Consider the following 22815-nt stretch of genomic DNA (forward strand, 5'->3'; position numbering starts at 1 on the left):
AGATATGACAAAGAGGTTTTTTGTCCAAGTAAGGAGGCATCATGGAAAAGGAACAGGAGCAGGAAAATAAAAAGAAACAAAACTTCAGAAAAGAAGTCAGGAGTTGGATCGTGTGCATCGTTGCGACCCTGGCAATCACTTTGTTCATCACAAACTTTGTCATTGTCAACGCCAGCATTCCAAGCGGATCCATGGAAAATACGATCATGACAGGAGATAAACTCATTGCATTCAGGACCGCTTATCTGTTCGGCGAACCAAAACGGGGGGATGTGATCATCTTTAAATACCCGGATGATGAAACTGAATGGTATATTAAAAGAGTCATTGCGCTTCCGGGTGAGACCATCGAAGTCAAAGACGGGAAGGTATATATCAACAAAAGCAAAAAGCCCTTGAAGGAGCCTTATATCAAAGAGGAGCCCGTGGATGATTTCGGACCGTATAAGGTGCCGGACAACGGTTATTTTGTCATGGGCGACAATCGGAACAGCTCCAACGATGCGAGAGAGTGGCAGACCCACTATGTGACCAGAGAGGAGATCATAGGGAAGGCAAGTTTCAGATATTATCCATCTCCGAAATGGATCAAATAAAGGAGAGAGCTCATGAAAAGAAAAATCAGGATTCTTATGGTATTCGCGGCTGTGCTGGCCTTCATGGCAGCAGGATGTTCCAAAAAATCAGAATTAAAACCGTTTTCATCAGAAGAGGAGTTAAAGACATTTATAGGGGAGACGACCAAAAAGGATGAGGTATCTGATTTCCCTAAGCTGGATTATGCTTCGGACCGCACAGTGATGTTTCACAACTCTGCGGGATTTTATGTCTACGATATGAAAGAGAAAAAGATATCTGCTGCTCTGGATCTGGAAAAAATGAAGCTGTTTTCAGAGGATGGTGAGACGGAAACAAAGATTATTGTATCCAGTGATGGCACAGTGGTGCGCCTTCTCAGAACAAAGGGAGAGGACACAGTCGAGGATTATTTCTTTGATGTGAAAAAAATGACACTGTCCGATAAAAAGAAAGCCTTTGATGACATCTATGAAGGTGATATTCAGCAGAAAGAACAAAAGAATTTTGCGGGCAGGCCAAAGGAGGACGTGATCCAGGAGTTGATGAGCCAAGGACAGAATGACTCCAATGCATTGATCCAGAATAACAGCACAGTGGATTTTCTCGGTTATCCGTCCGGTGTCTATATGAAGGAAGACCAGATGTTTAAAAATCTGTCTCTGGTCCAATATGACGTGAAGACAAAAAGGAAGACTGTGATTCCTCTGTTTAAAGGTTTTGTGAACCTGGATCAGGAGACAGACGCGTCAAAGCTTTCATTTAAAGATAGCCGTTTTATGAAATTCAGCAGCAAAGGGGTACTGTATTTTGATGTGGATGCCATGAAGGGCACCGATGGGGCAAAGGGTACTTTTGGAAACCTTGTCATCGGCAATGTTTTTCAGACACAGAACGGAAAGCTCACTGTGACCTTTGAGGATCTCTCCAAGGCAGATCTGTCGCTGAAGCCGGTTCTGTCCCTGAACAATATGGATGAACAGGGAGAACCTCAGATGGCGGAACTTAGGAAAGGAAAAAATACATATACCTTCAAGAACCTGAGCAAGAGCCTGTTTTATTATATCGATTATTACCCTACGAAGGATGCGGTAAGTGAGAAGGCTGCCAAGAAGATCGAACAACAGAATGCAAAGCTTAATGTTATTATAGGAAACTAAAGGCATGGACGCGCGCAAAGGCCTGTGTTATAATAGAAGCACAAAAAAATTGTATGAACCTTAATATTTTTTAGAAAGTGAGGTAGATCATGATGACACGTGAAACGATCAATGCAGACAAAGCTCCTGCGGCAGTGGGACCTTACTGCCATGCAGTAAAAACAGGAAACCTTGTATTCACATCGGGACAGCTTGGGCTGGATCCAAAAGAAGGAACACTCCCAGAAGGAGTGGAGGCACAGGCAGACCAGGCTCTGACAAATCTAAACGAAGTACTGAAGGCTTCTGGATTGTCTCTGGATCATGTGATCAAGACAACCGTATTCTTAAATGATATCAACGATTTTGCGGCAATCAATGCAATTTATGAGAAACGGTTCGGGGACAATAAACCGGCCCGTTCCTGCGTGGAAGCAGGGGCTCTTCCAAAAGGTGCGCTGTTTGAGATCGAAGCCATCGCAGTGGCTGAATAATCTGTATTTGAAGGATAACCTCTTTCCGGGGAATTTATAGTTCCCGGAGAGAGGTTTTCTTTGATTGTCATAGAATATAGGGGTATAATGGAGACAATACTTAGCCAGAACACTGAGCCAGGGGGGTAAAATGGAGAAACAGAAAGGGAACAGACAGCTGAATACGATGATCATACTGCTGCTTATCGTTGGGCTGCTCTCTTTTTTTATTTTCTCTTTTGTGCAGTATTACCGGAAAATGGATACTAAAATTGCTGACCAGACCAGGCTTGACTTAAAGACGACCAATGATACGGCAAAGGCATCCCTGCAGTCTCTTCTCAAAGACAACCAGAACTGGCTGGAAAGCTTGGCAATGATCTGTGATGTGCCGGACGGAACGGGACAGGAAAATTGGTGGGACATAGTCAGAAGGTTTGACTCAAAGGGGCTGAAGCTCGGAGTTGCAGACAAGAAAGGCAATATTTACTACAGTGATCATAAAAGACAAAAAATCGCAGACAGAACTTACTACAAAAGTCTGATGAGAGATCAGAGCAGCATCTCAAAGGTACTCATGGACAAAGAGGAAGGAACAGAATCTATTATCATAGGTGTTCCGCTGGTCAGAGACGGAAAAGTCAAGGGTGCAGTATGCCTGGAGTACAGTACTATGGAACTGGGAAGAATGTTAAACGGAAAAGAATTAAAAGGGACGGGAGCCGTACTCGTGTTTTCCAAAAAGGGCAATGTGGCGGCATCCTATAAAGGCATGGAGAAATTTCATACGATGTATGAGATGCTGGATACTATGAAGTATGATGACAGCAGTGAACTGCCTGCCATGGAGGCCAATATCCAAAAAGGGAATAGCGGCTATTTATATTACCACAACAATGGAAAACTACGGATGCTTTACTATGAACCAGCAGGAATCAGTGACTGGTATATCTGTACTCTTGCAGTGGCAGAGACCTATGAGGAAACTCTCTATTCTCTTAAAAGAGAGACCCTGTTTCTGATGCTAAAAGGGACCATGATTACAATTCTGCTCTTTATTTTTAGTCTTCGGTTTTTTAGACTGCACCGCAGCGAGAAAAAGGAAAATACAAAAGATGCGCTGACAGGGTCCCTGAACCGGAAGAACTTCCAGAGGATCTTGGAAAAGGACCTGAAAAGCAAAAGGAGATACATTGCATGTTTTTTTCTGGACATTGATGATTTTAAGGGGGTTAATGACACTTACGGCCACCAAAGAGGAGATGAGGTCCTGACCGGGGTGGCCAGCTGCCTTCGGAAGAGTCTACGTGAAAAAGATGTGGTCAGCCGTTATGGAGGAGATGAATTCACCTGCCTGATTTACGGAACAAAAGACAGAAAAAAGATCGAGGAGATCGCCGGAAGGGTACTTAGGTCAGTGACAGCGGAGAACCATGTGAATATAAGCATAGGGATTACGTTGATAAAAGACGGCGACTCTTACGGCCAGGTGATCGAAAGAGCGGACAGCGCCCTGTATGAAGCGAAAATAAGAGGAAAGAACCAGTATGTGATATTATGACATTTTCCACATGATTTCCGTTCAGCTCTTAGAATGCCTCACTCCAATCATGTGGAAAATGGATGAAATATCTTCTGGAGAAACCGGCCGACAAGCCAGATAACATCATTCCATGTTAGGAGTGATGTCTGGTTCTTCCGGATGTCTCAACAGTTTTTTTGAGGTAAAGTAGAAAACCCCGGTGGTGATAGCAGATGCCAGTGTATCCGCGATGGGTTCTGCGGTGAAGATTCCGGTGGTTCCCAAAAAGACTGGGAGGATCAGGGCCAGAGGGATCAGAAGTATGATCTTTCGCAGGAGAGCCATGATCAGTGAGATCTTTGCCCTGCCCAGTGCCATGAAGGTGTTCTGGCAGGCGTACTGTGCTCCTATGAACAGAAAACCGCCCATAAAGATACGGATCATAGGTTTTCCCAGTGCAGCCAGTCCACGGGCAGCTTCCCCGCTGGAGAACAGGTAGATATATATCTGGGGCACTGCCATGGAGAGTGCCCATATTGCGGAAGTATAGGCCACGGTGATGGTAAACAAAAGCCGGAAGGCCTTTTTTACCCGGTCCATATTCCGGCTTCCGTAGTTGTAGCTGATGATGGGCTGTGCGCCCTGGGCCAGACCCAGCGCAGGCATGGATAGAAACTGCATGGAGCTTATGGCAATGGTGGTGATGGAAACAAGTGCATCCGCGTTGGCGCCTCCGTATCGTTTCATGCCGGAGTTTAAGGTGATCTGAACCAGGCTTTCTGTAGACTGCATAATAAATGGCGCGATCCCCAGGGCGATCACAGGGAGCAGTACCTTTAGCTCAGGCCGCAGATACTTTCTTCTGATCTTAAGGTCTGTCCGTTTTCCTGTCAGAAAGCAGATGACCCAGAGGGCCGATACCCCTTGGGATATGACGGTGGCAAGGGCGGAACCTTTGACTCCCAGACCCAGACCAAAGATAAAGATCGGATCTAAGATAATGTTCAGCAGAGCCCCGATCAACACGGTCAGCATACTGGTCTTGGCAAACCCCTGGCAGGTGATAAAGCTGTTGAGGCCCAGGGAGAACATGACAAAGATGGAACCGATCAGATAAATACTCAGGTAATCATTGCCGTAAGGCAGGATGTTTTTGGTGGCTCCGAACATGGAGAGCAGGGATTCCTTTCCCAGATAAAAAAACAGGGTAAGAGGAACGGCCAGAATAGTCAGAGCAGTCACCGCATTCCCAAGAATCTTTTCCGCGCCGTCATGGTCCTTCTGTCCCATTTTGATGGAAACTCTTGGGCTGCCTCCCATACCGATCATGGAAGCAAATGCGGAAATGATCATGATGATCGGGAATGCAATGCCGAGTCCGGCAATGGCAAGGGGTCCTTCCCCTCCGGGCAGCCTGCCGATATAGATCCGGTCTACCATGTTATAGAGCGCGTTGATGACTTGGGCGGCGATAGTGGGGACGGCCAGCTGAAACAACAGTTTTCCTATCGGCATAGTGCCCAGTGCAGTTTCATTGTTGGTGTTCAAAAATATCACTCCTTCATATGATTCAATAGGGTCTTTTAGTGCTGACCTTCCAAAATCAGGGAAGGGAAAAAAGACCGATGAGAACATGATACCTTATTAAGCGGAGTACGTCTACCCGGAGAGAAGGAAAGAGAGGTGCAGTCAATGGAGAATTACAGAGGGAGAGAGGAAATCGTCTATCAGGTTTATCCAAAAAGCTTTTGTGACAGTGACGGGGATGACATCGGAGACTTGAAGGGAATCACAGAAAAGCTTGGCTATTTAAAGGATCTTGGGATCACGATGCTGTGGATCTGCCCGGTATACGCATCCCCTATGGATGACAATGGATATGATATTTCGGATTATTACAGCATGAATCCTATGTTCGGTACCATGGACGAGATGGAGCAGCTGATCCATGAGGCCGGCAGGAAAGGCATAAAGATTATGATGGACCTGGTCCTCAATCATACATCCGATGAACATGAATGGTTTCGCAAAGCTTTGGCAGATCCACAAAGTAAATACAGAGATTATTATATATTTGAGACACTCCAGAACGGGTGTCCGCCCAGTAATTTAAGATCAGTGTTCGGCGGTTCTGTCTGGGAACCTGTACCGGGAACCGATGAATACTATTTTCACTCTTTTTCAAAGAAGCAGCCGGATCTCAACTGGGAGAACAAAGAGATGAGATCTGAGCTGTATGAAATGATTCGGTGGTGGATGAACAAAGGAATTGCCGGTTTCCGGGTGGATGCCATTAACTTTATCAAGAAAGATCTGAATGCCTCTGTAATAAAACCTGATGGAAAAGACGGATTGGCTAGCTGTTTTCCCTATACAAGAAATGTAGAGGGAATCCAAAAGTTCCTGAAGGAAATGAGAAAAGAGGTGTTTGAGCCGTGCGGGTGTATCACGGTTTCAGAAGCGGTGGATGTGCCGTATTCTGAACTCGGAAATTATATCGGGGATCAGGGCTGTTTTTCTATGATGTTTGACTTCCACTACACCAACTTTGATCTTGAGGGAAACGATGAAAAATGGCATAAAAGAAAAGATTGGACCATGGAAGAGTTCAGGGAGCTGTTGTTTGAGAGCCAGGAGGAAATCCAGAAAACCGGGTGGCAGGGTCTGTTTATAGAAAATCATGACCAGCCAAGGGCAGTAAATAAGTTTTTTCCGTTTAAAGAGGACCAGACTTACGAGGCATCCACTGTTCTGGCGGGCATGTATTTTTTTCTGCGGGGGACGCCTTTTATTTACCAGGGGCAGGAATTGGGTGTCAAAAATGTGTGGAGGGATTCCATTGAAAGTTTTGACGACATTGAGAGCAGGGGGCAGTATGAAACGGCCCTGTCAGATGGGTGTACAAAAGAGGAGGCACTGTATTATATTAATTTAAGAAGCAGGGACAATGCAAGGCAGATGATCGATTGGGAAGAAGCCGGGAGACAGGAAAATGATAAAAAATCTGTATTAAGTTTCTACAAGGAGATGACAGCCCTGCGGAAACGGGAATCTTGTCTGGTGCAGGGCAGTTTTAAACCGCACAGAGAATATGGAAAAGATGTTGTGGCATATGAGAGAAATGACGGTTTTACAAGGATCCTTGTGCTGTGTAACTTTTCAAAAATAAGACAGGAGATCAAAAATGTGGACGGAAAAATCTTATTGAGTAACCAGCCGGTTATACAAGGATTTTTAGAACCATTTCAAGTTATTGTGATAAAAAAGTAAGAGAATGATTTCAAAACCAGAAAGGAGCAATCATTATGACTTGTTTTTTATGTAAAGGAAATGTAGAAAAGGCTATTACAACATATATGACAGAATACAATAATTGTTATATTATACCCACAGGGCATCCCGTATTTTACACCCTTCGGGTGGACGCGCAACGCGCGACAAGGTTTCATTAAGAACGTGCCATGTACAAAATGTAATCAATGTGGTGAAGAATGTCTAAATGGTGTTACCTTACAGAAAATTGAAAACATTTTAGAAAAACTAAAAGTCATCATTACAGAAATTGCTGTTGTAGATTTTAACAATGCTGCTTAAAGTTGTTTAAATAAGTATTGACATACGTTTATAATAGGTTATAATAAATAATATTAATTGAATAGGATCTTCAGGGCAGGGTGGAATTCCCTACCGGTGGTACAGCCCACGAGCCGCAAGGCATGATTCGGTGAAACTCCGAAGCCGACAGTATAGTCTGGATGAAAGAAGATAAATGATAAACGAACTCTGGGATTTACGCACAGCGTAGGTCAGATGCATTTGGTGTATTTGATCTGCTGTTATAAGTCTCAGTTTTTTTATTTTTATTGGTTTTGTTGCGTAATACAACAAGATCCATGAATGAACTTTAGCTTTTTTAAGCCCTGAAGTCCTGTGATGCAGGATTTTGGGGCTTTTCTATATTCTTTGAAAGGAGGTTTTTCTTTTATGGAGGAACAGTTTATGAAACGGGCCATCCGTCTGGCCAGGAAAGGAATTGGATATACGAACCCCAACCCGGTCGTGGGTGCGGTTATTGTAAAAGGCGGCCGGGTGATCGGGGAGGGATTCCACGAGGCATACGGAGGCCTGCACGCAGAAAGAAATGCGTTTAAGAACTGTACAGAGGATCCCCAGGGGGCAGATCTTTATGTGACACTGGAGCCGTGCTGCCATTACGGAAAGACACCGCCCTGTACAGAGGCCATCATGGAACATGGGATCCGCAGGGTTTATGTGGGAAACATGGACCCGAATCCTAAGGTAGCCGGCAGGGGTGTCCAGATCCTCAGAGAACACGGGATTCAGGTGGAAACAGGAATCATGGAGGAAGAGTGTAGAAAGATCAATGACATCTTCTTTCATTACATCAGCCACGAGACACCCTATGTAGCTTTAAAATATGCTATGACTCTGGATGGCAAGATTGCTGTAAAAACAGGAGAGTCCAAATGGATCACCGGACAGGAAGCCAGAGAGCACGTCCATACTCTCAGACACAAGTATGCGGCCATTCTGGCAGGCATCGGAACCGTCCTCTGTGATGATCCTATGCTGAATGCCAGAGTAAGGGGCGGGAACAATCCGGTGCGTGTGATCTGCGACAGCAGGCTGAGGATCCCGCTTTCTTCCAAGATCGTTCAGAGTGCCAAAGTGATCCCGACCATCGTGGCCGCCTGCGAGAGAACAAAGAAAGCTGAAAAGCTGGAGGAGCTTGGCTGCCGGGTTCTGATCTGTCCGGAGAAAAAAGGGCAACTGGATCTGATGGAGCTGTTTCGGGCACTGAGAAAAGAAAAGATCGACAGTGTCCTTGTGGAGGGCGGAGCTGATATTAACGATTCGGTTATAAGGACCGGAGCTGTAAAAAAGATATATACCTATGTCGCTCCTAAACTGTTTGGAGGAAAACAGTCCAGATCCCCGGTAGAAGGAGAAGGGATTGAAAGGATCAGCGATGCTGTAATGTTAGATGGGCCGGAGATCACCAAGATTGGTGAAGATCTTCTGCTGGAATATGAAGTGAGGTGAAACAATGTTTACAGGAATTATCGAAGAACTGGGAGCTGTCATATCCGTAAAGAGGGGAGGACAGTCTTCCATGATCAGGATTGGTGCATCAAAGATTCTGGAAGATTTACATACAGGGGACAGCATTGCAGTCAATGGCGTCTGTCTGACTGCCGTCGCATTTGACGGCCAGGGATTTATGGCAGATGTGATGAACGAGACTTTTGAGAAGAGCACGCTGGAAAGCCTGCGCCCCAAAGACCCGGTCAACCTGGAACGGGCCATGAGTGCCGGGGGCCGGTTCGGCGGACATATAGTGGCAGGGCATGTGGACGGAACCGGGACGATTTTGTCAGTGAAACAGGATGCCAACGCAGTCTGGTTCAAAGTTGAGGTACGGCCTGAGATCCTGCGCTACTGTATTAAAAAGGGTTCTATCGCCATTGACGGGATCAGCCTGACCATTGCAGAGACAGGGACTTCCTGGTTTCAAGTCTCGGTCATCCCCCATACCTTAAAGCAGACGGTACTGGGGTTCAGGAAGCCGGGGGAAGCGGTCAATCTGGAAAATGATATGATCGGAAAATATGTGGAGAAACTGCTGGAACCAAAGACAGAAGAAAAAAGCAGCAGTTTGACAGAGGAAATGTTGATAAATGCAGGATTTTAGGAGGATAAGAAATGAAATTCAGTACGATCGAAGAAGCATTGGAAGATTTAAGACAGGGAAAGATCATCATTGCCACAGACGATGAAGATAGGGAGAATGAGGGGGATTTTATCTGTGCCTCAGAATTTGCGGATACGCAGAACATCAACTTCATGGCAGTCCATGGAAAAGGCCTGATCTGCATGCCCATGAGCGCGGCTATGGGAGAGAAGCTTGGTCTTTCACCTATGGTAAGACAGAATACGGATAACCATGAAACTGCATTCACAGAGAGTATCGACCATGTGGAAACCACCACAGGCATCTCGGCAGTGGAGCGTTCCGTCACGGCCATAAAGTGTATGCAGGATGACATCAGGCCGGAGGATTTAAGGCGTCCGGGACATATGTTTCCTCTGATTGCAAAAGCCGGTGGAGTCATGGAGAGAAACGGGCACACAGAAGCCACGGTGGATCTGATGAAACTGGCGGGCCTGAAAGAAAGCGGACTTTGTTGTGAGATCATGAGAGAAGACGGGACCATGATGCGGACTGCTGAGCTTATGCAGCTGGCCGAAAAATTCGGCCTTAAGATGGTCACCATAAAAGCGCTGCAGAATTACCGCAAAAAACATGAGGTGTTCGTAAGCCGGGAGGTAGAGACCCCTATGCCCACAAAGTATGGGAACTTCAGAGCATACGGATATGTCAACCAGTTAAACGGAGAGCATCATGTGGCGTTGGTCAAAGGCGATGTGGCGGATGGAAATCCAGTACTCTGCAGAGTTCATTCAGAGTGCCTGACAGGAGATACCTTCGGATCTCTGCGCTGTGACTGCGGAGACCAGTTTGCAAGAGCCATGCAGAGAATTGAGGAGGAAGGGCGGGGTATTCTGCTTTACTTAAGACAGGAGGGGCGGGGCATCGGCCTGATCAACAAACTAAAAGCTTATGCTCTCCAGGATCAAGGAATGGACACGGTGGAGGCGAATCTGGCTCTTGGTTTTGAGGAAGACCAGAGGGAGTATTACATAGGAGCCCAGATCTTGAGGGATCTGGGGGCATCCAAGTTAAGGCTTTTAACCAACAATCCGACCAAGATCGAAGGGCTTGGAGATTTTGGCTTAGAGATCACAGAGCGGGTGCCGATCCAGATCAAGCTTACCGATTATGATAGGTTTTACATGAAGACGAAACAGGAAAAGATGGGACATTACTTAACGTATTAATCAGCGGCAAACAATCAAAAAGGAGAAAAGATATGAATATTTTAGAAGGAAAATTAGTTGCGAAAGAGATGAAAGTGGGAATCGTGGCTGCCAGATTTAACGAATTTATCGTATCCAAGCTGCTTAGTGGAGCATTGGACGGACTGCGCAGGCATGATGTGCGGGAGGATGACATTTCGGTGGCATGGGTCCCGGGAGCGTTTGAGATTCCAATCGCTGCCCAAAAGATGGCCGATTCAGGAAAATATGACGCTGTGATTTGTCTGGGTACCGTCATCCGAGGATCTACATCACATTATGATTATGTCTGCAATGAAGTGTCCAAGGGCATTGCTCATGTGTCTATGGAAAGCCGGATCCCGGTACTGTTTGGAGTGCTGACAACGGAGAATATTGAGCAGGCTATCGAGCGCGCCGGCACCAAGGCAGGTAACAAGGGATATGACTGCGCATTGTCAGCCATAGAAATGGTAAATTTGCTCAAAGAGATCGGTTAAACTGGACGGAGCCGCTTATTTCCTGTAAAATAAAACAGGAAATAAGCGGCCTTTTTTCTATAGGAAAGTTCTATGAACCTCCCTATGAATAAAAAAGGCTTTTCGGGCAAAATGTCCACAAATACATAGGGAGGTATCGCAATGGATCAGATTGAACAACTTCAGAACATGATAGATGAAAGCAGCAGGATTGTGTTTTTTGGCGGGGCAGGAGTGTCTACAGAAAGCAATATCCCGGATTTCAGAAGTACTGACGGACTTTATAACCAGACTTACCAGTATCCTCCGGAAGTTATCGTAAGCCATACTTTTTTTGTACAGAAAACTGCAGAGTTTTATGACTTTTATAAAAAGAAAATGTTGTTTCCACAAGCCCAGCCAAACCCGGCCCATTTAAAGCTGGCCGAGCTTGAGAAGGCGGAAAAGCTCACAGCGATCGTCACACAGAATATTGACGGACTGCACCAAAAGGCAGGAAGTGAGAAGGTTTTTGAGCTGCATGGAAGCGTTCACAGAAATTACTGTCAGAGATGCCATAAGTTTTTTGACATAGACTATGTGGTAAAGAGCGAGGGTATCCCGCACTGTGATGAATGCCAGGGACTGATCAAACCGGATGTTGTACTGTATGAGGAAGGGTTGGATGCATCTGTGATGCGGGGAGCCATCGATGCTATTTCCAAGGCGGATATGCTGATCATCGGGGGAACATCGCTGGTGGTATATCCTGCGGCGGGAATGATCGATTACTTCAGGGGAAAACATCTGGTACTGATCAACAGGGATGCTACGGGCAGGGACCGTCAGGCAGAGCTGTGCATAACGGACCCTATCGGAGAGGTTCTAGGGCAGATCAAGGTGAACCCATGAAGAAAAAGGATCTGATATTGATCGGTCTTGTCCTTGCCGCAGCGGCAGCTGGGTTCTTATTTATGTACTCTTCAAAGAAAGACGGTGAGAAGGCCGTGGTAACAGTGAATGGGAAGGAAGTGTGGTCCGGCAGTCTCTCTGAGGACGCGGTCTACACAGTGAAAAGCAAGAACGGGACGAATGTGGTCCGAATTCAACACAAAAAAGTATCGGTTACGAAGGCAGACTGCCGCGATCAGATCTGCAGACGGCATAAAGCCATTGATAAAACCGGGGAGACGATCGTCTGCCTGCCCCATAAGGTGGTTGTGGAGATCAAGGACGGAACGAAGGAGAAGGAATATGACGGAATTACAAATTAAGGAGTTCAGGCAATGACCAGGAGGATTGCTGCGGACGGTATGTTTTTAACTCTGGCAATCGTAGTCTCTTACATCGAAGTACTTCTGCCCATCCCGGTGGGAATTCCGGGGATCAAGATTGGACTGGCCAACGGAGTGATCATGGTGCTGCTATTTTTTACTACTTGGAAACGGGCCTTATTCATCTCTGTGCTGAGAATACTGTTGGCAGGTTTTTTGTTCGGAAATCCAATGACCATCGTCTACAGTCTTGCAGGCGGCGTGTTGAGTATCACTGTCATGGCTCTTTTAAAAAAGACAGGGGGGTTTTCAGCAGTGGGACTCAGTGTTGCCGGCGGAGTGGCGCATAACCTGGGGCAGCTCAGTGTCGCCGTGTTACTGATGGAGAATGTAAGAATCTATTATTATGCACCGGTGCTTCTGGTGACAGGAACCGTCGCCGGTATTGCCATCGGGGCATTGACAGCAGGGCTTGTAAAAAAGATACCGCCAGCCCTTTTTGCGCAGGGATAACCACAGGAGGAAAACATGAAAAAGAGATTATGTACAGCTATGGTGATCCTGATCGCTGCTGTTGCGGCCGGAGGCTGCCAGAAGAAGGAAGAGATACAGAAATATTCCCATGTGGATTATGCCATGGGGACTGTGACCAATACGACCTTATATGGAAACAGCCAGGATCTTAATGAGATTGAGCAGAAGATGATCGATGAGATGAAACAGCTGGAGACCGGGCAGCTGTCCTGGAGAAAACAATCTTCCGGCGTGGCAAAATTAAATCGGGGAAACAGGGGAAAAGTGTCACTGTCAGAACCCCTTTTTACCTGGCTTAAAAAATCCCTGCAGATTGCCAAAGACAGCGGAGGCGCCGCAGACCCTGCCATCGGCAGCCTGACGCAGATGTGGGACTTTGAGTCTAAAAATCCTTCCGCTCCCGATGCCCAAAAGATCAATGCACTGCTGAAGGAAGGTGTCATCAGCAATGCATATGAGCATGTGGAGCTTGATGACAAGAATAAAACAGTCAAGAAAAATTCATCTATAAAGATTGATCTTGGAGCATTTGGAAAAGGGATTGGAACGGATGAGGCATTAAAATTTTTAAAGAAGGATAAGAGTGTGACAGGCGCAATGGTAGCACTTGGAGGCAGTATCGTTGTCTATGGAGAGAAACCGGACGGGGAAGACTGGAAGGTTGGGATTCAGAATCCAAATGGGCAGCAGGGAGAGGCCATAGGGGGGGTGACAGTTAAGAGCGGAACCTTTATCTCCACTTCCGGAGACTATGAGAAATACTTTGTGGATAAAAAGACTGGGAAACGATATTTTCATATCTTGGATGAGAAAACCGGATATCCGGCCAAGACAGAGATCACTTCCTGTACCATTGTGTGCGATTCTGGAATTGTCAGCGATGGACTGTCTACAGCATGTTTTGTGCTGGGACCTGAAAAAAGCCAGCCTCTGTTGAAAAAGTATGGCGCCAAAGCTATTTTTGTGGATAAGAAGAAAAATGTCTATGTGAGCAGCGGACTGGATTTCCAGCTTACTGACAATGAATACACCTTATCGCAATCATCCTGAAAGAAGTAAATAATTTAGTAAAGAAAAAACTGCCGGATTGGTAATTGTGATTACCTCCGGCAGTTTTTTCTTGGTTTCCCGCAGGTCTTTCTTTTGACCAGTGTACAGGGCAGAGTCAGACGCACCGGGGTTTTGTACTCGCTTGGAACTTCATTGTAAAGCTTGGCAACAAAATTGGCTGCGTACTCTCCCATATACTCAGACGGTGCATGCACCGTGGTGAGAGGCGGGTTTGAAAATTCAGCAACACTGATATCATCAAACCCTATGATGGAAATATCGTCCGGTATTTTATAGCCGTGTTCATAGAGGGAGCGCATGGCTCCGATGGCGATGGGATCGCTGGCGGCAAAGACTGCAGTGGGAAGCGTTCCGTTCTCTATAAGCCGGTTCATCATCTGGTAGCCGGATTCCGCACTAAACTCTTCTTCCATTAAATACGGCTCGTAGCGAATGCCAAGATTCCGGCAGTAATTCATAAAAGTTTCCTTCCGCTGTTCAAAATAAACCGTGTCTTCGTCAATGTACTCTTTTCCGCCCAGGTAACCGATCTCCCGGTGCCCCAATTCTGTAAGATAATCAATCACATCGATCACAGACTGATGAAAATCCAGCACAATATTGTTAAAAGAAATCCTGGAAGTACGCATATCAATAAAGATGATATTGTCAGTAATCTGTTCAAAAGCTTTGATATCCCTGGGGGCAAACTTTCCGATACAAATCAGCCCGTCTACACCACTCAAGGTTTTTGTATAGTCCGGATCACTTTGGAATGCCCGGATCACTTCGATGTTCTGGTCGGCACAATACTTCTCAATCCCTACACGGATGTTCTGGTAGTAAGGGTCTTCAAGTTCCTGGAACAGGGAGTACCACTGGAAAACTCCGATGGTGGTTCTCTTTGATGCCCCTTTTCCCTTCTTATGATACTTAAGATCATCTGCAATTTTTAAAACTCTGTTTCGGGTCTCGTCCGTGACACTTAATGTGTCATCCTGATTTAAAATCCGGGAAACGGTGGCGGAAGAAACCCCAGCTTTGGCAGCAATATCTTTAATAGTGGCCATACAAACTCTCCTTTAGTAACGAAAAACATTCTATATATTAACCTATAGTATACCTTATTGCATGGAGTCCGTCCAGCCGGTGGTTATAAATTTATTATCGATGTTTACTAAAAGATAGTTATTAAATTTGGTAAATATTTTAGTAAACTAATATTGAATTATTTACTAAACGGTGTTACCATAAAGCCATACCCAAAGGGAAAACCGTATCTCACTCCCTTCGGGGGGTACCACATGATTGGAGTGAGGCATTCTAAGAGCCGAACGGAAATCATGTGGTAAATGTCATAGGAACGATATTAAGATATGAAAACAGGAGGCTTTATGTATGGAAACAAGAAAAAGCAGTGAAAAGGTACCGGGCAGGGTGAAATATACGTTTGCCTTCGGAGCACTTGGCAAGGATTTAATCTACGGAATGATCGCAACATTCTCAATGATTTATTTCACAGATATTTTAAAGGTATCACCGGCCTTCATCGGTATTGTATTTTTTGTAGCAAAATTGTGGGACGCATTCAACGACTTATTCATGGGCATGCTGGTGGACAACACTAGGACAAGGTGGGGGAAATTTGTTCCCTGGCTGGTCGTCGGAACTCTGATCAACTCTGTCGTGTTCGTTGTATTATTTACGGATTTTCATTTGTCAGGTAACGCACTCTGTGTATTTGTGGCTGTGATCTATGTGGCGTGGGGCATGACCTATACGATCATGGATATTCCGTATTGGTCCATCATCCCAAATCTGACCTCGGATCCAAGAGAGCGGGAAGTGGTATCCGTACTTCCGCGTATCTTTGCCAGCCTTGGCCAGTCACTGATCATTGCAGGATTCGGAGTGCAGATCATCGGGGCGCTGGGAGGAGGTTACATCGGATATCACAGGTTTGCGATGTTTATCGCCGGAATGTTTATTTTTACCATTGGTGTTGCCGTGTTTAACCTGAAAGTAAAGGACGGCGGAAATGTGCCGTCCGAAAAAATATCTTTTCGGGGCGTATTTTCCATCATCAAGCAGAATGACCAGCTGCAGTCAGCAGTAGGTCTGATCCTGCTGTATAACGTAGGCATCCAGTTTATTATGGGGGTGGCAGTTTACTATTTTACATATGTGTGTGGAAATGCAGGAATGCTGTCCGCGTTTATGATCAGCGCCTCTATCGCAGAAGTGGTGGGACTTATCATCTTTCCGAAAGTGGCTGCCAGGCTTTCCAGAAAGGTATCCTTTCTACTGGCCTGTATTCTTCCGTTTGTGGGATTGGCGCTGCTCTTGGCTGTAGGATTTGTGTGCCCACAGAATATCGTGCTGACTGCCATTGCAGGAATTATTGTAAAGACGGGAACAGGACTGGAGCTTGGATGTGCCACCGTGTTCTTATCCGATGTGGTTGATTACGGGGAGTATAAGCTGGGAACAAGAAATGAGTCAGTTGTCTTCTCTTTGCAGACATTGATCGTAAAGTTTACGGCAGCGCTGACCTCTCTTTTTATCGGATTTGCACTCCAGCAGACCGGTTATATCCCAAACAGCCCGGATCAGAGCCTTCTGACGATGAATTCTATCCGTGTTCTGATGTGTGCAGTGCCTGCGGTTTCCATGCTGGTGGCCTATGTAGTTTATAAAAAAGCATATAAGCTCAACGACAGCTTTATGAAACATGTGATTGAGACAATACAGGAAAGGAGATTTAAGGCAGAAGCATGATGCCCTGCCAGAGTGATATAGATGAAAGAGACAAGTGTATTGATAGAGGAATTTGAAAAAGGGATTTACAGGGATCTGCTGAGAGACATCTACGTGGATGAGGAACTGCTGGACAGTCAGACAAAAAGGTACATAAAAGCGCTAAAGGAATATGAAGACAGGTTCGGGACGGAGAATGTGGAGATTTATTCAGCGCCCGGCCGGAGTGAAGTAGGAGGGAATCATACAGACCATCAGTATGGGAAGGTACTGGCTACTTCCATTAACCTGGATGCCATCGCAGTGGCCTCTAAGACAGAAGACGGAAGGATCACGGTTGTTTCCGACGGATATGACCTGATGGAAGTGGATTTGGATGACCTGCTTGCCAGAGAGGAAGAAAAAGAGACGTCCATGGCACTGATTCGTGGTGTTGCCGACAGACTGAGGCAGAAAGGCTATAGGATCGGGGGTTTCCGGGCCTATATCACAAGCGATGTTCTGATCGGTGCAGGGCTGTCTTCCTCCGCAGCTTATGAGACCTTGATCGGCACGATTCTTTCAGGGCTGTACAACCAGATGGACATAGATCCGGTGTTCTTAGCCCAGGCAGGACAATATGCAGAAAATGAGTATTTTGGAAAACCGTGCGGGCTGATGGACCAGATGGCGTCCTCTGTGGGCGGGATGATTTATATCGATTTTGAAAATCCAGAGAAACCGGAAGTAAAACAGGTAAAAGTGGACTTTGAATCCTTCGGCCACAGTCTTTGCATTGTGGACACAAAAGGCTCCCATGTGGATCTGACAGAGGATTACGCCATGATACCGTCTGAGATGAAACAGGTGGCCCGCTATTTTGAGGAAGATGTGTTAAGAAAAGTAGACAAGACAGATTTTTATCTGAACATCCCCGCCATCCGTGAAATCCTCGGAGACCGTGCGGTACTGCGTGCTATGCACCTTTTTGAGGAAAACAAAAGGGTCGGACAGGAAGTCGAGGCCCTGGAGAAGAGACGGTTTGACCTGTTTAAAAAACTGGTGAAGGATTCAGGAGATTCCTCATTTAAGTATCTCCAAAATGTGTATTCCAGCCACGAAGTCAATCATCAGAGTGTGTCCATCGGACTGGCCGTAAGCGATGTCATACTGGGAGACAAAGGGGTGAGCCGTGTCCACGGAGGCGGATTTGCGGGAACAATCCAGGCGTTTGTGCCAAATGAGATTGTCCCGCTCTATCAGAAAACTATGGACAGCGTATTCGGAGAAGGAGCATGCCATATCTTAAAAGTCCGAAAATACGGCGGAATGAAAGTTTTGTAAGGAGACAGGACAATGACAGAGATCAAGGTAACCGAACAAAGAACAGATGGTATTGATATCATTGAGATGAAGGGAAAGGATTTGACAGTGAGCGTCACCAATTTAGGATGCCATATTCTGTCGGTCCTGATGAAAGATAAAGACGGAAATGTGGATGATGTGGTGCTGGGACTTGAGAATATAGACGATTACAAAAAAGATGAGAAGTATATCGGAGGAATCCTGGGACGGGTGGGAAACCGGATCAAGGACGGAAAGTTCATCCTAAACGGACAGGAATATCATCTGGCAGTCAACAACGGACCCAACCATCTCCATGGAGGAAGAGAAGGATTTGACAAAAAAATCTGGGACTATGAAATAAAAGAAAACAGGGTGATCTTCAACTATCTGTCCAGAGATATGGAGGAGGGGTATCCAGGCAGCCTGAGGGTCCATGTTTCATATGAATTGGTTGGAAATACGCTGACTATGGTACTCTATGGAACCACAGATAAGGATACCATTGTCAACCTGGCCAACCATACCTATTTTAACCTGTCTGGCGGAAAAGAAAAAATATATGATCACATGCTGAAAATAAAAGCGTCCAAGATTGCCTGTATTGATAAAGACGGCTGTACGACCGGAGAGAGGATGAATGTAGACGGTACTCCATTTGATTTCAGAAAGTTTCATAAAATTGGGGGACGTATCAAGGAAGACCATCAACAGCTGAAGTTTGCAGGGGGATATGATCATCCGTATCTGTTCAGCAGCCAGAGGGATCAGATTACGCTGTTTCATGAAGGCACGGGACGGAAAGTGACAGTTTCTACAAATCTCCCTGCCGTACAACTCTATACATCCAATTTTCTGGAAGGGGGATTTCCCGGAAAGAAAGGAAAAGCCAATGAAAACAGGGACGGGGTTTGTCTGGAAACAGAATTTCTTCCAAATTCCATTAATCTGGAGGAGCATCCGGATATGATCCTTAGAAAAGAAGATAGATATGCAGTGTTTACCGCTTATAAGTTTGAGGTGCATGAAGATGATAAATGATAATATTGCAAAACTGGTACAGTATGGATTAGAAAAAAAGCTGATCGAGCCTGAGGACCGGACCTATACCATCAATCAGTTTCTGGAGATCTTTCATCTGGATGGCTATGAGGAGCCGGAGGAACCTTATGGAGAGGTGGATCTGGAGAAAGTGCTCCATGAGTTGACAGATGCTGCCTATGACCGGTATATCATCAAAAGCAATGATATTGTGACCAGAGACTTGTTTGACACCAAACTGATGGGGGTTCTGGTCCCGAAACCAAGCCAGGTGATCCGGAACTTCAGGGAAAAGTATAAAAAAAGTCCCGTGGAAGCCACTGATTTTTTCTATCAGTTCAGCCAGGATACAGACTATATCCGCAGATACAGGGTGAAAAAGGACTGGAAATGGACTGTGGAGAGCCCATATGGAACCATTGATATCACCATCAATCTGTCAAAGCCGGAAAAAGATCCAAAGGCCATCGCGGCAGCTAAAAATGCAGTCCAGGGCAGGTATCCAAAATGTCAGCTTTGTATGGAAAATGAAGGATATGCAGGACGTATGAACCATCCTGCCCGCCAAAACCACAGGATTATTCCGATCACGGTCAACGGCAGCAGATGGGGATTCCAGTACTCTCCGTATGTATACTATAATGAGCACTGTATCGTATTTAACGGGGAGCATATACCCATGAAGATTGACCGGACTGTATTTGTAAAGCTGTTTGATTTTGTACGGCAGTTCCCTCATTATTTCCTTGGCTCCAATGCGGATCTTCCCATTGTGGGAGGTTCCATATTGTCCCATGACCATTTTCAGGGAGGGCATTACCAGTTTGCCATGGCAAAGGCTAAGATAGAAAAACATTACACAATCCGGGGATTTGAGGATGTGGAAACTGGGATCCTGAAGTGGCCGCTGTCTGTGCTGCGGATCCGTTCTAAGGATCAGGAGCGTCTTATCGATCTGGCGGATCATATTTTGCATGTCTGGAGGGCATATACGGACGAAGCCGCCCACATTTACGCAAAGACAGAGGGGGAAGCGCATAATACCATCACCCCTATTGCAAGAAAAACAGGGGATACCTATGAACTGGACCTGACTCTGAGGAACAATATCACCACAGAGAAACATCCACTGGGACTGTTTCATCCTCATGAAGAATACCATCATATAAAAAAAGAGAACATCGGGCTGATCGAAGTCATGGGCCTTGCGGTGCTGCCGTCCAGACTCAAGCAGGAGATGGAACTTCTGGCAGACTGTCTTGTAGACAAAACCCCTGTGAAAGATCATGAGTGCCTGGCAAAGCATGTTGACTGGGCAGAGCAGTTTGTGTCAAAATATAAGGAGATCAACGAAGACAATGTCATGGAGATCCTGAAGGAGGAGATCGGGCGGGTCTTTGTGAAGGTCCTTGAGAATGCAGGTGTTTATAAGTGTACCAAAAAGGGCAGGGAACAGTTTGAGAGATTCATTTGTACGTTGGATCAGCATTAAGAAAGGCGGAAGAAGGAATGAAGATTTTAGTATTAGGCGGGGCAGGATACATTGGGTCCCACACAGTTTATGAATTGATCGATGCAGGAGAAGATGTGGTCATCATCGATAACCTGGAGACAGGATATAAAGAGGCAGTTCATCCAAAGGCAAAATTTTATCAGGGTGATTTAAGAGACAGAGCTTTTGTGGACAGCGTTCTGGATCAGGAGACTGACATTGATGCGGTCATTCACTTTGCGGCCAACTCCCTCGTTGGGGAAAGCATGACGAATCCGTTGAAATACTACGACAACAATCTGTGCGGCACAAAAACTATGCTGGAATCCATGGTGGCCCACGGTGTAGACAAGATCGTCTTTTCATCCACGGCCGCAACTTATGGGGAGCCGGAAAAAACTCCAATCCTGGAAACAGACAGGACAGAGCCCACCAACACTTACGGTGAGACCAAGCTCTCTATGGAAAAGATGTTTAAATGGGTGGGAAAGGCACATGGACTTCGGTTCGTATCTCTCCGATATTTTAATGCATGCGGAGCCCACAAAAGCGGGGAGATCGGTGAGGCACACAATCCGGAGACCCATCTGATCCCGTTGATCCTTCAGGTTCCAAATGGGAAAAGGGATGCCATCAGTATTTTTGGAACCGATTATCCAACAAAGGATGGCACATGTGTCAGGGACTATATCCATGTGACCGACCTGGCTCAGGCACATATCCTGGCAGTGAAGTATTTGATGCAAGGCAATGAGAGCGACATTTTTAATCTCGGAAACGGCATTGGATTTACAGTAAAAGAAGTCATCGAGACTGCAAAAGAAGTGACCGGAAAGCCGATCAAGGCAGTGGAAGAAGGACGGAGAGCAGGAGATCCTGCAGTACTGATCGCTTCCAGTGAGAAAGCAAAGAAGGTTCTTGGATGGAATCCAGAACATGCCAATCTCCATGAGATCATTGAGAGTGCATGGAACTGGCACAGCACACATCCGGAAGGATATAAAACAAAATAAACAGATTGGGAAAATAGGGGTCTGCAGGCAAAAGCACATGCTAAGAAGCCAGAGCAGGAACCCCTGTTTTTTTATTTCAGATGAGGCTGGCTTGCCCTTTTTGTTCTGTTTGTTTAAGGTCGGCGGGAGGAAGAGTAAAATAATAGAAAATGATGAAGCGTTTATTGCCATAATTGCACGTATATCACAGTTCTTATAAAATATGTTGACTAATCCAGTACATGGATTTATACTTTTGTTGAGAGATAAATACAAATAAGGTCAGTTGCCTGGCAGGTTTTGCTGTTTAGCAGCGTCACCTAGTAACCCTTAGAAAATGTAATCTGAAAAACCTGTCGGACGAGACCTATTTTTTCATGAACATAGTTTATGGCTATCTTATTTGAATTGTAATATTTTTATGACAATATATAAAAAGAACAGGAATTATGCATTTTTTAATGCACATTCCTGTTCTTTTTTGCATTTGGGTTAGGAAAGAGGTAAAATATGATTAAGTTTTACTTTATATATAGAAAGGACTGTAGATGGAGAGAACGTTAAAAATTGCAATCTGTGATGATGAACAAACTTACTTGGATATTTTAGAAGATGAATGTCTCCAATTTCTGGACAGCAGAAACCAAAAAGCAGAGATTACCTGTTTCCAAAGAGGCGGAGCGCTTCTTAACTCAGATGGTGAGTTTGACATTATTTTGCTGGATGTTGAACTGCCCGATATGGATGGATTTTCAGTGGCTGAGGAATGGAAACGCCAGCAGAAGCCCGGCAAGATCATTTTTATAACGAGCCATGATGAATGGGTACAGAGAGCATTTAAGGTTCAGGCCTTCCGGTATCTATATAAAAGCGGGAGCGGACAGGACCTGTTGGAGGCTCTGGAAGATGCGCTAAAGGACATGAATGACAATGAAGGAATCATGCTGGAAGGAAAGGAAGAGAGCAGATTCGTATATTTTAGGGAGATCCGGTGGATTGAGGCGTTGGGTGATGAAATTGCGGTGTTCCTTGTGGGAGGGCATCTGATTGTGAGACTTTCTTTGAAGAAGATTGAGGGATGTTTGGATGAGAGGTTTCAGCGGATTCATAAGGGATATATCATTAATTTCCAATTTGTTGAACACTATAACAAGGACAAGCTTGTCTTAGACTGTGGAAAGGAATTTCAGATTTCCAAGAGAAAACAAAAAGAAGTCAAAAACCGTTATTTTGAGTACATAACGAAATATGCAAAAGTGATATAAA

The 22815-nt window shown here is 45.5% G+C and carries 21 protein-coding genes and 1 riboswitch; of the genes, 19 read left to right on the plus strand and 2 right to left on the minus strand.

Annotated elements, in window-relative coordinates:
* The first annotated feature begins 41 nt into the window (after positions 1 to 41).
* The 4 genes from lepB (at position 42) to AR1Y2_RS03925 (ending at position 3749) form a co-directional block, all read left to right on the plus strand.
* A complete protein-coding gene (gene lepB, locus AR1Y2_RS03910; protein WP_137327802.1) occupies positions 42 to 596 on the plus strand; it encodes a signal peptidase I in 555 nt (184 codons plus the stop codon).
* Between the two features lie 12 nt (positions 597 to 608).
* Positions 609 to 1736 (plus strand): zinc metalloproteinase nas-26, encoded by a 1128-nt coding sequence (locus AR1Y2_RS03915; RefSeq protein ID WP_137327803.1) that lies wholly within the window; start codon positions 609 to 611, stop codon positions 1734 to 1736.
* An 89-nt stretch (positions 1737 to 1825) separates the two neighbouring features.
* A complete protein-coding gene (locus tag AR1Y2_RS03920) occupies positions 1826 to 2209 on the plus strand; it encodes a RidA family protein (protein ID WP_330554849.1) in 384 nt (127 codons plus the stop codon).
* 130 nt (positions 2210 to 2339) lie between these two features.
* Positions 2340 to 3749: a sensor domain-containing diguanylate cyclase gene (locus AR1Y2_RS03925; protein WP_137327804.1), complete on the plus strand. Its 1410-nt coding sequence runs from the start codon at positions 2340 to 2342 to the stop codon at positions 3747 to 3749.
* Between the two features lie 105 nt (positions 3750 to 3854).
* Here the strand turns inward: AR1Y2_RS03925 and AR1Y2_RS03930 are convergent, their stop codons facing one another.
* Positions 3855 to 5225 carry an MATE family efflux transporter gene (locus tag AR1Y2_RS03930; protein ID WP_137330190.1) on the minus strand — a complete coding sequence of 457 codons (1371 nt, stop codon included), beginning with the start codon at positions 5223 to 5225 and terminating at the stop codon, positions 3855 to 3857.
* Positions 5226 to 5402: 177 nt separating this feature from the next.
* Between AR1Y2_RS03930 and AR1Y2_RS03935 the strand changes: the two genes are divergently transcribed.
* The 9 genes from AR1Y2_RS03935 to AR1Y2_RS03980 all read left to right on the plus strand — a co-directional run bounded on the left by AR1Y2_RS03935 (position 5403) and on the right by AR1Y2_RS03980 (position 13944).
* Complete coding sequence (locus AR1Y2_RS03935) at positions 5403 to 6980, plus strand: alpha-glucosidase (protein ID WP_137327805.1); 1578 nt, start codon at positions 5403 to 5405, stop codon at positions 6978 to 6980.
* A 386-nt stretch (positions 6981 to 7366) separates the two neighbouring features.
* Positions 7367 to 7481: riboswitch (FMN riboswitch) on the plus strand.
* Between the two features lie 213 nt (positions 7482 to 7694).
* Positions 7695 to 8774 carry a bifunctional diaminohydroxyphosphoribosylaminopyrimidine deaminase/5-amino-6-(5-phosphoribosylamino)uracil reductase RibD gene (ribD, locus tag AR1Y2_RS03945; protein ID WP_243118845.1) on the plus strand — a complete coding sequence of 360 codons (1080 nt, stop codon included), beginning with the start codon at positions 7695 to 7697 and terminating at the stop codon, positions 8772 to 8774.
* Between the two features lie 4 nt (positions 8775 to 8778).
* Positions 8779 to 9423 (plus strand): riboflavin synthase, encoded by a 645-nt coding sequence (ribE, locus tag AR1Y2_RS03950; protein ID WP_137327806.1) that lies wholly within the window; start codon positions 8779 to 8781, stop codon positions 9421 to 9423.
* A gap of 11 nt (positions 9424 to 9434) precedes the next feature.
* The gene (locus tag AR1Y2_RS03955; protein ID WP_137327807.1) at positions 9435 to 10631 is read left to right on the plus strand and encodes a bifunctional 3,4-dihydroxy-2-butanone-4-phosphate synthase/GTP cyclohydrolase II; all 1197 of its coding nucleotides are present in this window, start codon (positions 9435 to 9437) and stop codon (positions 10629 to 10631) included.
* A gap of 32 nt (positions 10632 to 10663) precedes the next feature.
* Positions 10664 to 11128, plus strand: a complete 465-nt coding sequence (ribH, locus tag AR1Y2_RS03960) for a 6,7-dimethyl-8-ribityllumazine synthase (RefSeq protein ID WP_137327808.1) — start codon at positions 10664 to 10666, stop codon at positions 11126 to 11128.
* Between the two features lie 141 nt (positions 11129 to 11269).
* On the plus strand, positions 11270 to 11998 hold the full coding sequence (locus AR1Y2_RS03965) for an NAD-dependent protein deacylase (protein WP_137327809.1): 729 nt from the start codon (positions 11270 to 11272) through the stop codon (positions 11996 to 11998).
* Entirely contained in the window at positions 11995 to 12360 is a 366-nt protein-coding gene (locus tag AR1Y2_RS03970; RefSeq protein WP_137327810.1) for a NusG domain II-containing protein, read from the plus strand. Before AR1Y2_RS03965 ends, AR1Y2_RS03970 begins: the two co-directional genes overlap by 4 nt.
* Positions 12361 to 12372: 12 nt before the next feature.
* A complete protein-coding gene (locus AR1Y2_RS03975; RefSeq protein ID WP_137327811.1) occupies positions 12373 to 12873 on the plus strand; it encodes a Gx transporter family protein in 501 nt (166 codons plus the stop codon).
* A 15-nt stretch (positions 12874 to 12888) separates the two neighbouring features.
* Entirely contained in the window at positions 12889 to 13944 is a 1056-nt protein-coding gene (locus AR1Y2_RS03980) for an FAD:protein FMN transferase (RefSeq protein WP_137327812.1), read from the plus strand.
* Between the two features lie 50 nt (positions 13945 to 13994).
* Here AR1Y2_RS03980 and AR1Y2_RS03985 read toward each other — a convergent pair whose 3' ends face one another.
* The gene (locus AR1Y2_RS03985) at positions 13995 to 15014 is read right to left on the minus strand and encodes a LacI family DNA-binding transcriptional regulator (RefSeq protein ID WP_137327813.1); all 1020 of its coding nucleotides are present in this window, start codon (positions 15012 to 15014) and stop codon (positions 13995 to 13997) included.
* A gap of 328 nt (positions 15015 to 15342) precedes the next feature.
* Between AR1Y2_RS03985 and melB the strand changes: the two genes are divergently transcribed.
* The 6 genes from melB (at position 15343) to AR1Y2_RS04015 (ending at position 22814) form a co-directional block, all read left to right on the plus strand.
* Positions 15343 to 16722: a melibiose:sodium transporter MelB gene (gene melB / locus AR1Y2_RS03990; RefSeq protein ID WP_137327814.1), complete on the plus strand. Its 1380-nt coding sequence runs from the start codon at positions 15343 to 15345 to the stop codon at positions 16720 to 16722.
* Between the two features lie 21 nt (positions 16723 to 16743).
* Positions 16744 to 18024 carry a galactokinase gene (locus AR1Y2_RS03995; RefSeq protein ID WP_137327815.1) on the plus strand — a complete coding sequence of 427 codons (1281 nt, stop codon included), beginning with the start codon at positions 16744 to 16746 and terminating at the stop codon, positions 18022 to 18024.
* A gap of 12 nt (positions 18025 to 18036) precedes the next feature.
* Positions 18037 to 19065 (plus strand): aldose epimerase family protein, encoded by a 1029-nt coding sequence (locus AR1Y2_RS04000; protein WP_137327816.1) that lies wholly within the window; start codon positions 18037 to 18039, stop codon positions 19063 to 19065.
* Positions 19055 to 20557 carry a UDP-glucose--hexose-1-phosphate uridylyltransferase gene (gene galT / locus AR1Y2_RS04005; RefSeq protein WP_137327817.1) on the plus strand — a complete coding sequence of 501 codons (1503 nt, stop codon included), beginning with the start codon at positions 19055 to 19057 and terminating at the stop codon, positions 20555 to 20557. The genes AR1Y2_RS04000 and galT overlap by 11 nt, the downstream gene beginning before the upstream one ends.
* 17 nt (positions 20558 to 20574) lie before the next feature.
* Complete coding sequence (gene galE, locus AR1Y2_RS04010) at positions 20575 to 21570, plus strand: UDP-glucose 4-epimerase GalE (protein ID WP_137327818.1); 996 nt, start codon at positions 20575 to 20577, stop codon at positions 21568 to 21570.
* A gap of 527 nt (positions 21571 to 22097) precedes the next feature.
* Entirely contained in the window at positions 22098 to 22814 is a 717-nt protein-coding gene (locus tag AR1Y2_RS04015) for a LytR/AlgR family response regulator transcription factor (RefSeq protein WP_137327819.1), read from the plus strand.
* Position 22815 lies beyond the last annotated feature (1 nt).

The sequence above is a fragment of the Anaerostipes rhamnosivorans genome (assembly GCF_005280655.1).
Classification (GTDB): domain Bacteria; phylum Bacillota; class Clostridia; order Lachnospirales; family Lachnospiraceae; genus Anaerostipes; species Anaerostipes rhamnosivorans.